Annotated in this window: 10 protein-coding genes; 1 reads left to right on the top strand and 9 read right to left on the bottom strand. The window is 39.1% G+C overall.

From position 1 onward, the window contains the following. Positions 1-399: 399 nt before the first annotated feature. A complete protein-coding gene (locus tag H4J56_RS11650) occupies positions 400-1,293 on the bottom strand; it encodes a DMT family transporter (RefSeq protein ID WP_182222614.1) in 894 nt (297 codons plus the stop codon). A 104-nt stretch (positions 1,294-1,397) separates the two neighbouring features. Continuing rightward, complete coding sequence (locus H4J56_RS19920; protein ID WP_182259346.1) at positions 1,398-3,398, bottom strand: prolyl oligopeptidase family serine peptidase; 2,001 nt, start codon at positions 3,396-3,398, stop codon at positions 1,398-1,400. 407 nt (positions 3,399-3,805) lie between these two features. Here H4J56_RS19920 and H4J56_RS11660 point away from each other — a divergent pair, with 407 nt between their 5' ends. Further along, a complete protein-coding gene (locus H4J56_RS11660; RefSeq protein WP_182222616.1) occupies positions 3,806-4,579 on the top strand; it encodes a hypothetical protein in 774 nt (257 codons plus the stop codon). A 155-nt stretch (positions 4,580-4,734) separates the two neighbouring features. Here H4J56_RS11660 and H4J56_RS11665 read toward each other — a convergent pair whose 3' ends face one another. The 7 genes from H4J56_RS11665 to H4J56_RS11695 all read right to left on the bottom strand — a co-directional run bounded on the left by H4J56_RS11665 (position 4,735) and on the right by H4J56_RS11695 (position 15,236). Further along, a complete protein-coding gene (locus H4J56_RS11665; RefSeq protein WP_182259347.1) occupies positions 4,735-6,144 on the bottom strand; it encodes an aldehyde dehydrogenase family protein in 1,410 nt (469 codons plus the stop codon). Positions 6,145-6,203: 59 nt separating this feature from the next. Further along, positions 6,204-7,844 (bottom strand): acetolactate synthase large subunit, encoded by a 1,641-nt coding sequence (locus tag H4J56_RS11670; protein WP_404842638.1) that lies wholly within the window; start codon positions 7,842-7,844, stop codon positions 6,204-6,206. Between the two features lie 166 nt (positions 7,845-8,010). Next, a complete protein-coding gene (locus H4J56_RS11675; RefSeq protein ID WP_182259364.1) occupies positions 8,011-11,130 on the bottom strand; it encodes an efflux RND transporter permease subunit in 3,120 nt (1,039 codons plus the stop codon). Positions 11,131-11,132: 2 nt separating this feature from the next. Next, positions 11,133-12,719 carry an efflux RND transporter periplasmic adaptor subunit gene (locus H4J56_RS11680; protein WP_182259349.1) on the bottom strand — a complete coding sequence of 529 codons (1,587 nt, stop codon included), beginning with the start codon at positions 12,717-12,719 and terminating at the stop codon, positions 11,133-11,135. Beyond that, positions 12,716-14,185, bottom strand: a complete 1,470-nt coding sequence (locus H4J56_RS11685) for a TolC family protein (protein ID WP_182250931.1) — start codon at positions 14,183-14,185, stop codon at positions 12,716-12,718. The genes H4J56_RS11680 and H4J56_RS11685 overlap by 4 nt, the downstream gene beginning before the upstream one ends. A gap of 286 nt (positions 14,186-14,471) precedes the next feature. After that, complete coding sequence (locus H4J56_RS11690) at positions 14,472-14,915, bottom strand: CopL family metal-binding regulatory protein (protein WP_310733520.1); 444 nt, start codon at positions 14,913-14,915, stop codon at positions 14,472-14,474. A 45-nt stretch (positions 14,916-14,960) separates the two neighbouring features. Further along, positions 14,961-15,236 carry a metal/formaldehyde-sensitive transcriptional repressor gene (locus H4J56_RS11695; protein ID WP_182242684.1) on the bottom strand — a complete coding sequence of 92 codons (276 nt, stop codon included), beginning with the start codon at positions 15,234-15,236 and terminating at the stop codon, positions 14,961-14,963. Positions 15,237-15,273 lie beyond the last annotated feature (37 nt).

The raw sequence follows: 15,273 nt of genomic DNA on the forward strand, positions 1-15,273 counted from the left end.
TATTACTACCTTCATAGGTTAGCACCTTAGGTTTATTTTTCCTCATTAAGGGAAAATATTAAACTAAGCTAAGCGTTCGCCATCAGAATTAGCGCTGTTTTCGACGTGACCGCTATCACCAAAAAGGTATAATAGTACAAAATTACTATTATTGTAGTCACTTAGTTTAAGAATGTCGCATACGATCGAACCCTATAACTGTACTATTGGGCTATTTCGGTACTATTGAGCTTTCGTGCGATGCTGCACAGTGATGTGGATCAATCCCACTTAACCCTTGGGATTATCGGTTGTATGAATGAGGCGGTTAAACGATTATCAATGGCGATGTGCATTAATGTTAAGCTAAGACGCTAACTTTTCAATAATGGTCAGCTGAGTGCTGATTAAAAACATGCATTAAGTGATGGGTGGCTTCTTTGCTGCTAACTGAACAAAATAGTATCGACCTAAGATCACCGTTAAAATACCACCAAGCACTAAAGCGGATGACTCAACCAAACGTAATGTAATCAGTTCATTGGCAAACACTATTCCGCCTGCAGCAGCAATAACAGGTACAAACAACTGCACAACAGCGGCTTGTGTAACAGAGAGTCCCCGCAGCGCTATATACCAAACAAAATAGCCTATGCCAGAAGCTATACCACCAGACAATACCGCAAGTAATATCCCCATTGGTGTTATATGAGCATCATTAAGTCCAAAAATTATCAGTATTAAAATAAAAGGAGATGTTCTCATAAAATTATAGGCGGTATCACTAAGTGGATTTTTAGATGTTCTGCCAGCAAGGGTATAAAGTCCCCAAGCAATACCTGAAACAGCCATAAGTATAAAGCCTTTAAATGATGGTGTTACTAGGCTAGGCACGATTAAATAAACAAAACCAGAAAATGCAATAATGAGTCCTACCCATTCAGTAAAATGAAGTTTATTACCTGAAATTACACTCGCCATAATCATCGTTATTTGTACTGCGCCAAATAAAATCAGTGCGCCTGTTCCTGTATCTAATGAGATATAGCCAAATGAAAAAGCGATAGCATAAATAAAGAGCATACCTGCCGCCAACCAACTGCCTTTAGATTTAGGTTTTGTTTCATTTGATTTACGTGTTAGTTGCAGCACAAGAATTAATATAATAATGCCCGAAAGAAGCCGTATAATAGTAAAACTGCTTGCGTCAATGGCATTATCACCTAATGCTAACCTACATAGCACAGAGTTTGCCGCAAACGCTAAAAGGGCAAAAATAGTACTCGCAATAATTTTTATAAAATTGATGTTCAAAAAAAATCCCACTTAAAAAACACTAGATTACTGACTTAGGTAATATCTTGGCTGCAATTAGCCAGTAAATCTCCCTTATACCATTGTGCACAAGGGAGCAGCCATTATAAAGTAACCGGATTATGTTTGTTTAGAAATTGAAGCACTTTTTCATGATATATAATTCGGTTGTCAGACTTATAAAAATTATGCCCTTCATTTTCAATTTCAAACCATTCGTACGACTTGTTATGCTTCTTTAATTGCTTAAGTAATACTTCTGCTTGCTCTAAAGGTGTTCTGTCATCCTTGGTGCCATGTACTAATAAAACGGGTGCTTTTAATAAATTAATCTTATGAATCGGTGAATGGGCTTTTTGGATGTTTTCTAGACCGACTCTTTTAATTAATACTTTCGCTACCTCAGGCTCTTCGTGATCAACCAATAATGGCAAGTCATAAACCCCTGATCGAGCAATAGTACACTTAAACAGATCAGGTTCAATAATGCTGCTTTGAATAGCACTATAACCGCCAAAACTTGCGCCCATGATGCAGAGACGGCTTTTATCTATATATTTTTTGTCGACCAAATAATTGATGCCATCTAAAATGTCATACTGAATTTTATCTCCCCATTGGCCAAAACCAGCGGCTTCAAATTTCCAACCTAAACCTGTTGAACCACGATAGTTAACCTGAACCACTGCATAGCCTCTCGAAGCTAATAATTGAACTTCTGGATTAAATCCCCAATAATCTCGAGCATGTGGGCCACCGTGAACTAAAACAACAGCAGGTACTGCGGCAGTAGTCGTTTTTGTTGGTAAGGTTATATATCCTTGAATGGGGGTGTTATCTCTCGCGTTAAATTTAAACGAGTATTGTGGATGTAATTTTTTAGTATCAATACCCTTCTTGCTATGTGCAACGTAACTCAACTTATTGGTTTCACGGTCAAATAAATACCATAAGGTCGGTTGAATGTCGCTCGAAAGAGAGATTAAGGCTTTGGTCTCAAATGTCTTATCCCAGCTAACGTTAATGTGATAACCGGCAAATTGTCCTAAGAAGTCCGAAAGTTTTTCAGCCATAGGATGCTTTTTATCTAAAATTTTATATTGCGGGTACTCGTCAAAGTAAGAGACGGCAAAAGGTCTACTTTGATTATCTAAGTAAAGCCAGTTGGTATCATAACCATCCACGGTATATAACGTCGATAATTGCTCAGTTTTTGGATTAAATAAACAAATAGAAATAGTATCGTTACCACAATAATCACTTACCACTAGTTGCTTTTGATCTTTATAAGTACTGATAATAGATAAGCTAGAGCTTGCATTTTTAGGTTTATAGTACAACCAAGACTCATCATCAAAATCATAACGCGCGATAGTAATATCATCATCTTCCGTGTTGCTGCTAAGCCATAACTCTTGGCTTTCATCGAAGTAATCTAGCTGAGTCGTTTGATGGTTTGCCTTGCTATCTTCAATTTTTGCTAACGTTTCTATTTGACCCTCATATATATTTAACTTAAAAACCCACATACCTTTATCATTATATTGTGACGTTGAAATAATGATATGTTCGGGGTCATCCTTTAACATGCTGATTATTTCAGGATGCGCCAAATGTTTTTCGTAATCGTGGTCTTTAGTGCCTTTTTTTATTTTTCCTCGACGAACAAGTGAACGGACACCAAAAATAAAGTCACCTTCATCTTCATCTATATTAATGCTATAAATTTCACCATAGTAGCCCTTCCTCTCTTGATTTCTTTTTTTACTGGCAAGAAAAACCAGTAATCTTTCATTATTTGCCCATCGGTATTGACCGACACTGTCTTTATTGGCAAAGGAAATTTGATTAATCGCTTTCATCGTATCAACAGCAACGATGATAAGAACAGGCGTCCCTTTTTGATCTTGGATCAAAGCAAGGTGTTTACCATCAGGAGATAAACTAACATCACGGTAATCGTCTTCCTCAAAGAGTGTATTAATATCGAGGTTTTTTACCGCTAGTTTGTTTTCTATATTTTTATTTTCCAACGCGATAGCCATGGAACAGTAACTGAAAAACATGAAAACTAAGGTCAGTATTTTTTTTGTTTGGGGATACACAGAACATCCTTTTATTATTATATTTCTGTTTATTATATCCTTGCGTTTTAATAAAGGGCAATATTTATTCGACAGTTTTACCATAGCCTTTATAGCTAACTTATTATAATAAAATGAGTTTTTATTAAGCATCCATAACGCTTGCTTGGATAAAACGGTGAGGTAATAAATAGCAGAAAATCTTCTGGCTTTACCGACAAGCCAAGTAACAGTAACTCAAACGGTTAAAGCACAAAGTTATTGCATGAGCATGCCTCAATAAATGGCTTTTATTTAATTTTTCACCTACACTTTTGATGAACCAACTCAAATAATAATACGATTACTTTGTATTATTATTACTCTTCCATATTCCATTTAGTTGTTGGCGGTTGTCATGGATGAACAATCATATAAAGGAAGCCAACATGACTAAAAATCTAAAAGTAATATTATTTTATTTTGTACTATTAACCTTGTTCTTAATGTTAGGTTGGGTGTCAGTACCGGTAAGTGCAGAAGAAAAATCAGTAAAAAACATTGCTAATGTGTGGTTATTTGTACCAAAACCAGGACAAACAGCTAATTTTGAACAAGCGTTTATAGACCACATTGCCTATCGAAAATTAATGAAAGACCCACGAAGCTGGTCTGTTTATCAAGCTGATATGGGGGCAAATATGGATGCTTACATCGTTCGGTCTTGTTGCAATACTTGGTCAGAGCTTGATGATTACCGTCAGTGGAACATTCAAGCGAAAGCCTCTGAAAACTGGCGTAAAAATGTCAGCAAATATATTTCTCATTATGAACACCACCGCGCTGAAAATGATCTAAACAACAGTCATTGGCCAGCAGATGTTACTTATAAATATATCGGTGTTAATACCTATCAGCTGAAGTTAGGACACAGCGAAGCTTTAGAAAAAGATAAGAAAATCATCAGTGATGCGGCTAAAAAAGAAAATTGGCCATATAATTGGTTATGGTATGACAGAGTCAATGGCACACTTGAAATGAGTCTGGCTATTCCTTACATGACTTATGGAGCTATGGCGCCACCAGATATTAAGTTTAGTAAATTACTAGCTAAACATTTGGATAGTCCAAAGAAAGCTAAAAAAGTACTACAAAGATGGTCATCACACTTTGATGAAATTTCTTATAACATTTACATATTACGTGAAGATTTATCGATGTAAGGTATTTGATGACTAGGCGCCGAATGAAAGTGCGTATAGAGCGAATAAAAAAGCGTCTTTGGTAACAACTAAAGACGCTTTATTTTATAAAGACTATTTATTTCACTATATTAAAGCTCACTGTATTAGCGCTTACTGTATTAGCGCTTACTGTATTAGAGCTTAATAACGGCCATCTTATCCTGAGACATATCATGCATAGTGTAAGCTATGCCTCCGGTATTATATCCTGAGCTTTTTCGCCCAGCGAAAGGCATCCAATCAACCCTAAAGGCAGTATGGTCGTTGACCATTACAGCTGTAGCGTCTAATTCCTGTATCGCCTTCATCGCAACATCAAGATTTTTGGTAAACACCGATGCCTGAAAAGCATAGTCTAACGAATTAGCCTGAGCAATAGCCTGGTCAATGTCATCATAGCCATAAACACAAATGACTGGACCAAAAACTTCCATGTTAGAAACTTTTGCATCAACTGGCGGTTCAAGCAGTACTGTTGGCGCATAAGTAGTATCACCCAAGCGTTTACCGCCGGTAACAAGTGTTGCGCCACCAGTCACGGCTTCATTAACCCACTCTTCAACACGATCGACTTCTTTGGGACGAATTAATGGCCCACATTCAGTTGTTTCATCAATAGCGTTACCAACAACGAGCTTTTCAGCGCCATCAGCTAACATTTTTGCAATGGCTTGAGCTTTATTTCGAGGCGCAAAAATACGTTGTACAGAAACACATACTTGCCCCGAATGATAAAAACCACCTTTGAGCAAACTCGGGATCATTGCTGCAATATCGGCACTTTCTTCGATAATAACCGGGGCAACGCCACCATGCTCTAATGCACAGCGTGTTCCTGGCGCTAATTTAGAACGTAACATCCAACCAATTTTGGCTGATCCAATAAAACTAAAAAAGGCGACGCGAGGGTCGGTGATCATTCTTTCAGACGTTGATGTCTCGCACGTAATAAAGCGACACCACTGAGGTGGTAATCCCGCTTCGTGCATAATATCAACGAATGCCTGACAAGATAATGGTGTATCTCGAGCCGGTTTAACTAACACCGGACAACCTGCAGCTATCGCAGGAGCCACTTGATGAACAATTAAATTTAATGGATGATTAAATGCTGAAACAGCAACCACAACTCCAATAGGCTCTTTACTGGTGAAAGCAATTCGCCCCGCTCCAGCTTCAGTTAAATCCATCGGTATTTGCTTACCTGTTAATGCCGATATTTCTTTTGCGCAAAGCTCTACACCATCGATAGCTCGAGTAACTTCTACACGAGCATCGACCAGCGGCTTTCCGCCTTCACTTGCGATGAGTAACGCTAATTCATCAGCTCGTTGTGAGATTAACACCGCCGCTTTTTTAAGAATACTTATCCGCTTAAAGGCAGGTAGCCATTGCTTACGATCTTTGAAGAGTTGCTGGGCAGTCTCTAAATATTCATCAATTTTATCCCACGTTACCGTTGGTACTGACCCTACATAAGTTTGGTCATAAGGGTTAACCACATCGAGTGTTTCAGCGGTACTATTTTTGTCTAAGTCGGCCATAATCTGCTCTTTATTAAGTTAAAAAATGCTTACTGACAAGCGATATTAAAATAAAAGGTTTATATTAAACAAACCTTTGCTGCCAATTCATCAATCAATACCCTTTGATTCTCAGAGTAATCTACGGGTAGTTCAACAAGATGAACACCTCCCGCTGAGAATGCTTTTTCATAGGTAGCAATGATATCTTCAGCAGAGGTAATTCTGTGCCCGGTTGCGCCGTAACTTTCTGCGTATTTAACAAAATCAGGGTTATTAAATTCCAAGCCCCAATCTGCAAAGCCAGAGCTGGCTTGCTTCCAACGGATCATTCCATAAGAGTTATCATTTAACACGGTGATCACTAAGTTCAAGCCTAAACGAATTGCTGTTTCTAATTCTTGTGAATTCATCATAAAACCGCCATCCCCGCATATTGCCATCACACGTCGGTCAGGGTTTAACATTGCTGCCATCATACCTGATGGCAAACCAGCGCCCATTGTAGCGAGGGCATTATCGAGTAATACCGTATTAGGTTGATATGCTTTATAATTACGGGCAAACCAAAGTTTGTACATACCGTTATCTAAGGCGATGATATCTTTTTCACCCATGACTTTTCGAATGTCTGCAACAAAGCGCTGAGGAATAATAGGAAAGCGATTATCGTCAGCTCCTTCTTCAAGATGCTCATCTATGGCGAGTTTTACCTTATCAAAATAACTTCTATCAAACTTTACTTCTCCTGCTAACTTATCTTTTAAAGCAGTCACAGACGCCGCGAGATCACCAATAATTTCTGATTGAGGAAAATATACTTGATCAACTTTCGCAGATTTATAGTTAACATGAATAACTTTTTTACCCCCTTGCTCCATAAAAAACGGCGGTTTTTCAATAACATCATGTCCAATATTAATAATTAAATCTGCACGTTCAATCGCACAATGTAAATAATCACCAGATGATAACGCTGCAGTGCCTAAAAAGAGACTTGAGCGTTCATCAACAACGCCTTTTCCCATTTGAGTGTCAAAAAAGGGAATACGTGTTGTGTGAACAAGATCACACATTGCCTCTCGAACATTTTGACGATTCGCGCCCGCTCCAATAAGTATTAACGGCATTTTAGCGGCCTTTATTAACGTAACCGCTTCCTCGAGTGCCACCTCATTAGGACCTGCATAATGACGTTTATGGGGTGTCATAATCCCTGCCGTACAATCTTCAGCAGCAATATCTTCAGGCAACTCTAATAATACAGCACCGGGGCGCTCTTCTTCACTGAGACGGAAAGCTTCACGCACTAATGACGGAATCGTATTGCCATGGACAATTTGTTTAGACATTTTGCAAATGGGGTCAAACAAGCCAACTACATCAATAATTTGGAACTGGCCCTGCTTAGATTTTTTAATTGGCTTTTGTCCGGTGATCATAATTAAGGGCATACCACCTAAGTGAGCATAGGCCGCAGGTGTAGCTAAATTTGTTGCTCCTGGACCTAATGTTGCCAAACAAACGCCAGCTTTATTAGTCAAGCGTCCATAAGTTGCCGCCATAAATCCTGCGCCTTGTTCATGGCGAGTTAACACTAATTTTATCGACGACTTGCGAAGGGACTCGAGCATATCGAGGTTTTCTTCGCCGGGAACAGCAAAGATATGATCGACCCCCTCGGCTTCTAATGCTTGCACAAATAAATCGGATGCTTTTATTTTGTCATTTTCGTTCATAGTTTTCCCTCATTAGTTTGTACACAATGCTTTATAAAACTTTACCCAACTACCCTACCATCAATGAGACTTAAAAGTACGGGCGCTATTTTAAAACGCCATAACCTCGATGAATATTAGGGTGATTGCTAAACTATTTTTATCGCCACTATTTTATCGATGACGATCGCCATAAATAGAACAGCGTTGGTAAAACCAGTAATGTTAAAATAACCGCGCTCAACATACCGCCAACCATAGGTGCGGCAATACGACTCATCACTTCAGAGCCCGTACCTGTGCCATATAAAATAGGGAGTAAACCAACAATAATAGCAGCAGCAGTCATCATAACAGGACGAACACGCATCCCAGCGCCATGTAAAACAGCCTGTAGTACATCTTCTTTTTTAGTGATGATACCTTCTAAGCGGTGTTCACTTAGCATCGATTGGTAAGCCTGATTGAGGTACACCAACATAATAACCCCAATCTCTACAGCAACACCGGCTAACGCAATAAAACCAACGCCAACAGCAACTGAGAAGTTAAAGCCTTCTAAGTACATTAACCAAATGCTTCCTACCATCGCAAAGGGTAAAGTTCCCATAATCATCGCCACTTCAATAACGTTCCTAAAATTCAGATAGAGTAAAATAATAATAATAAATAAAGTTAATGGCACCACATAAGTCAGCTTAGCTTTAGCACGTTGCATATATTCATATTGTCCAGCCCAAGTAATAGAGTAGCCAGCAGGCAAGATTAATTTATCAGCAATCACTTGTTGCGCCGCTTCAACGTAGGTTCCGACATCAACGCCATCAATATCAACAAAAGCCCAGCCATTGAGTCGAGCATTTTCAGATTTAATGCCCGGAGGTCCATTTTCTACTATGATATTGGCAACATCACCTAACGAAATACGTTGTCCGTTTGGCGTCACTATGGGCAGTGAAGATAATTGTTCAGGCGAATCACGATAATCTTGTGGATAGCGTAAATTAACGGGATATCGCTCTAAACCTTCTACCGTTTTAGTAACATTCATTCCACCAATAGCCGTTGCCACCACTTGTTGAATTTCTGAGATATTTAGGCCATAACGAGCAGCTTTTTCTCGCTGGATATCTATTTTAATATAACGGCCACCGGCAACTCGCTCTGAATAAACGGACGCTGTGCCGGGAACATCGGCTAAAATGACTTCTATTTGCTGACCTATTTCTTGAATAACGTCCAGTTGTGGCCCCGCTATTTTTATGCCTACCGGTGTCTTAATACCGGTTGCCAACATATCAATACGCGTTTTAATAGGCATAACCCAAGCGTTGGTTACTCCGGGTAGTTTGACTAACGCATCAAGTTCTTTCTTTAAGCTCTCTGTGGTTACGCCCTCTCGCCATTGGTCATGAGGTTTTAACTGAATAAAAGTCTCTATCATAGTCAGTGGCGCAGGATCTGTTGCGGTTTCAGCTCGACCAACTTTACCAAACACGGTTTGTACTTCGGGGACGGTTTTAATCAATTTGTCGGTTTGTTGAAGAAGTTGACGAGCTTGACCAATAGAAATCCCTGGATAGGTTGTCGGCATATACATCAAGTCACCTTCATCAAGTGGTGGAATAAATTCGCTACCAATTTTATCCAATGGATATATGCCAATAGCCAACACAGCTAATGCCGCAACTAAAGTGATTTTTGGAAAATGTAAAACCTTCTTCAAGGCTGGCATATAAATAAAGGTCAGAAATCTATTAACCGGATTTTTATGCTCTGCTAACACTTTACCGCGAATAAAATAGCCCATAAGTACCGGAACTAAGGTAATAGCTAACGCCGCAGAAGCCGCCATAGCATAGGTTTTAGTAAAAGCGAGTGGAGCAAACATTCGTCCTTCTTGTGCTTCTAAAGTAAATACCGGCACAAAACTGACGGTAATAATTAATAAGCTAAAAAATAATGCCGGCCCAACTTCACTGGCTGATTCTGTGACGATTTGCCAGCGATTTTCTTTTGTTAATGGCGTTTTTTCCATATGCTTATGCATATTCTCTATCATGACAATTGCGCCATCAATCATCGCACCAATAGCAATAGCAATACCGCCCAACGACATAATATTCGCGTTAAGCCCTTGCAAGTGCATAATGATAAAAGCGGTTAATATACCTACCGGTAAACTAATAATTGCCACTAAAGAAGAGCGAACATGAAACAAGAAGATAATACACACTAATGCGACTACGCCAAATTCTTCGAGCAACTTGTAGGCTAAATTATCTACTGCGCGTTCAATTAAGGCAGAGCGGTCATATACAGGTACTATCTCAACGCCTTCGGGCAAACCTTTTTTGAGTTTTTCCAGTTTATCTTTAACACGATTAATGACTTGCTGTGCGTTTTCGCCAAAACGCATCACCACAATACCACCAACAACTTCACCTTCACCGTTCAACTCAGCAACACCACGACGCATTTGCGGACCTGTGCCTATATCGGCAACATCTTTTAATAACAGCGGTGTTCCTTTCTCGTTAACCCCTAGCGGAATGTTTTCTAAATCACTGACACTTTTAATATAACCTGTTGTCCTGATCATATACTCGGCTTCTGCCATCTCAACAACTGATGCACCTATTTCCTGATTACCTTGTTTAATGGCCTGTTGTATATGAGAGAGAGGTATACCAAAAGCACGCAGTTTTTCTGGGTTAATTTGTACTTGATATTGTTTAACCATGCCACCAATAGCAGAAACTTCCGAAACGCCAGGCACGGTTTGTAACTCAAATTTTAAGAACCAATCTTGTAAACTCCGTAATTGGCTTAAATCATGTTGACCAGTTTTATCGGTTAGGGCATACAAATATACCCAGCCGACGCCTGTAGCATCGGGACCCAATTGAGGGCGAGCATCACTGGGTAAGTTTGGGGCAACTTGACTTAAATACTCAAGAACTCTTGAACGTGCCCAGTAAAGATCGGTATCTTCATCAAAAATAACGTAAACATAAGAGTCACCAAAAAATGAATAGCCTCTTACCGTAACTGCGCCGGGCACGGACAACATCGCTGTAGTAATGGGATAAGTAACTTGGTCTTCAACAACTTGTGGCGCTTGACCCGGGTAACTTGTTTTTATGATGACTTGCACATCAGATAAATCTGGTAGTGCATCAATAGGCGTTTTGCTGACAGAATATAAACCAGCAGCCACCAGTAATAATGTAGCAAGTAAGACAAAAAACCGATTACCAACAGACCATCGAATAATAGCAGTGATCATCATTATTTCCTTTCGTCGTTAGTCATGTTATTTATATCGACACCAGGTGCCGACATTGCCATAGCACTAACAATAATAAAATTACCCGCGCGAATTTCAAAGGTAAACATCACATAGGCATTGATTGAAAATAAGGTCATATCAACCTTTTCATCGACAATAAAATCGACTCTATCGGCTTCTCGATCCCATTTCACAATGGCTTCTCGGTCGATAGTCACCATTCGATGATTTACCATGGTCGAAATAACGGTACCATTGACTGTTGCAGAGGAAACACTCTCTTTGATAACGTTATCATTGCTATCACTCATCGTCATCGCTATTGAGTCATTTGAGTCAGACGTTGTTTGTTCCAGCTGATAATGCATACGTTTAAAGTCAGAAGATTTACTCGATTCAGAATCCAATAAGAATTGTGCCGAGCTCACGACTTTATCGCCATCAGTAAGGCCGGTTAGTATTTCAACACTGTCACTGCCATAACGCCCAACAGAAACCTCAACTGACTTAAAACTGCCTTCTCCTAATGCCAAAACAACTCTGTCTTGATTACCCGTTCGAATTAACGCTTCTTTAGGAATAATGAGTGTTCGTTTATCACTTGTTGTATCTATGGCAATTTCTGCAAACATATTAGGCTTAAAGTCACCCGCTTCATTATTAAAACGTAAACGTACTTTCACAGTACGTGTTTTAGCATCAAGCATTGGGTAAATATAGTCCACTTGTCCCTGCCATTTTTGACCCGGTAAATAATCAAGTGTCATGGTAACGGGTAACCCGGTTTTAACTAGACTTGCTTGCCTTTCAAACACCTCAGCCTCAACCCAGACTTCCGATAAATTAGCTACCGACATTAATGTTGTACCTGGCTTTACAAAAAAACCTTCACGGATATTTAGACTTTCAACAACACCAGTTTGTGGTGAATAAAAAGTTATTTTTTGTTGTACTTTTCGCGTTTTCTTTAGTTCTTTAATCGCTAGTTTAGGTAACTGTAGTGCTGATAATCTATTTTCTGCCGCATTAATTAAACGATTGTTTTTTCTCTCTAATGCCAGCAGTAGCTCTTCTTGGGCATTAACTAACTCAGGAGAATAAATATCATATAATGGCTGATTTTTTTTAACTGGATCTCCAACCGCTTTAACATAGAGCTTCTCAATCCACCCTTGTACACGAGGGTGAATATGAACAAGCTTATCTTCGTTATACGTAACATAACCGACGGTATTAATTTGGCTATTGAGCTTTTTATATTGAACATTTACCGTGCGTACGCCTAAATTATTAACAACATCAGGTGAAATACGAATGGTGCCGGGACCTTCATCGGGTCCTTTGCCACCGTCATCGTAAACGGGTACTAAATCCATGCCCATCGGTGATTTACCCGGTTTATCTTTGATATAATTGGCATCCATTGGTGCGACCCAATAAAGTGGCACTTTCTCTTTAGACGTAACATCCGATACTGAGTTACTGCCCGAAGTGATAAGTTTAGTGAGAGCAACAGTCAGCATCCCACCAATAATAATACCAAGAACTAATGGTTTAGCGTATTTGGTTGAGGTAGATGTGCTCATTGTTTTTCTCCCGAAATAATCGTATTTCGTCTACTTTTGTCTAAAGCCAGTTTGCTATTTTTGTTTTGTATAGCGACCGAATTGGCACCGCCAATAAAAAGATAATTAAGCTCAAGCCTTATCTTCTGCTCTTCTACATTAAGTGTTAGCTCGTCGATTTCAGCGTTTAGAACGGCAATACGTGAGCGAACAACTTCTGAAAAGTCGCCATCATCATTGGTATAAGCAGTCAAAGAGGCTTCTGCTTGGTCATGTATTTGTGGTAATAATTTATTTTTATATAAATTTTGTCTGTCGTTTAAGCGCAATAGTCTTCCTTTGGCGCTCGAGTAAGCACCTAGCAGTTGTCTTAGTAATAGTAACTTTTCGGTTTTCACCGCTTCTGCTTGAGATATCGCCGATTGAACTTCTTTGTCTTGTCGGTTTTCAGTAAAAAGGGGGATGTCAAAAGTTACGCCTATAGAGAATAAATCGGCGCGACTTCCTCCCATAGCATCATCGCCACGATAGCCATAACTTGCATTTACACCCCATTCAGTTTTATATTTTTGCTGCGCCAAATTTATCCCTGTTTTGGTCGCAGTCACCTTCTTATCGACAGCAATAACCGCCGGGTGATTTGAAAAATATGGCAGCAACTCTCCTGGTGTAAGCCAATTTTCTTTCAAAACTAAGTGACTATTCATTAACTCTAGTTGCGGTAATTGATGACTGACTACAATATCATGTGAAGAAAAGTCAGTTAGTAATGACGCTTCATCTATAGTACTACCCGTCTTATAAAATGTGTTTAGCCAGGGTAAAAGCATGCCTTCATAGTGATTTTTCTGCTGTGCTAATTTATCTAACCTGTCTTCTAAATAGGTTAATTCTAATTGCGCACGAACAATATCTTGTTGACGAGTTTTACCTAAAGCCGATGAATAGCTTGCAGTTGCTACATCAGCTAACTGTTCAAATAACGATCTATTTTTTTCAATTAAAACAATACTTTGCTGAACTCGATAGGTGTCCAACCATAAACTTCCTACGGTAACCGCAACCTTTGATTCTCTGTCTTTACGTTGATAGGGAAACGCTTCACTTTCAATTTTTAGTTGTTGGCTTTTAATCGCTAGACTGTCGCCACGTGGAAACATTTGTGAAATAGCCACTTTAATTTGCGTCATACCTTCTTGACCAAAGTCAAAACCGTTAGTCGGTAAATTTGCCAAGCCAATTGACATTTTAGGATCGGGTAAGGTACTAGCAGCTGAGCTCATCGATTCAAGAGCGTTTTGTTGATGAACATTCCCCGTTAACCAAGGATCATTTTTTTGAGCGACCTTAACTGCCTTTATAAAAGACAATGGTGGCGGGCTCTTAACCATTTTAACATCAGAGGCGCTGGCAGAAATGACAATCAAAGCAAGCAGCCCTGCACTGTATTTTAAGTAAAACTTACTATTGATGTTGTGATTATTCATCAGCATATTCCTTAATGGAACACCGTTTGTCAGAACCCATGTTAACGGTCGCGTCACAGTAGCAAGTGCAGGCACTTTATTATCTGAGCCAACAACAAAGTCTGCCATTAATTTTGGTGTGAATTTTTTTGAAAACATAACCCCTCCAAGAGGGATATCAATTAATATTTTTGATTAATTAGGTTTTTTATCAGTGATAAGTTGTTATAACAACGCAATATCAAAAGAGCCTAATACAAGAGTAATGATATAAATGGTCCAAAATTTGGAGGCATTTATCCTGTATTTAGCTTAATATTGGTGGGCGGTACAAAGATGCTGGTTGTTGGCTTAAAGCCAAACTAGAAGAAGAAAAGATCTTAGCTGAAAAATTAGCAACAGGTCCGTTACCTGCAATACCTTTGATAAATGCGATAACCATAGAGCAACCGCCAGCAGAGCATTTACATGAAGACGTACAACAATCTTCTTTTGTATTTTCTGACTGCTCAGTTGAGTCACTAGCCATAATGTGGTCGCTGTGATCCATCATAGACATATCTTGTGGCTGCGCATTCATTACCTTCATACCTATCATTTGATAAGCCATACTAGTAGAGGCCATTGCCTGACCAACAAAGGCCAAACATACGAACAATACTATTAATGTTTTAGGGAAAAGAAATCTCAAAGTAGCCAACAAAATATTATGATAATAATAAATGATTACATAACTGTTTTTTTTATTCAATAAAAAATATTAATCACTACTTTTCATCGGTGTTGATTACGGTGATTATTTTAAGTAACTTTTAAGAATAGAAATAACATCTTCTACTTCTGCTAATCGTTGCTCTTTTGTCATATCCTCCGCACCTAAATGCTCTCGTAAATGAGCTTCTAGCACTTCTTTCATCAAACCATTAACCGCACCTTTTATTGCAGCAACCTGTTGCAAAACAGCCATGCAATCGGGCTCTCCTTCTAAAGCAGTCTCTAGAGCAATTGATTGGCCTTTTATTCGTCTAACACGACTAAGCAGCTTTTTATTTCCGGCGGCAGTATGTGACATAAATTTCCTTTACTTGAATTGTAGTATACTAGGGTAT

It is taken from the genome of Colwellia sp. BRX8-4 (assembly GCF_014077345.1).
Classification (GTDB): domain Bacteria; phylum Pseudomonadota; class Gammaproteobacteria; order Enterobacterales; family Alteromonadaceae; genus Colwellia_A.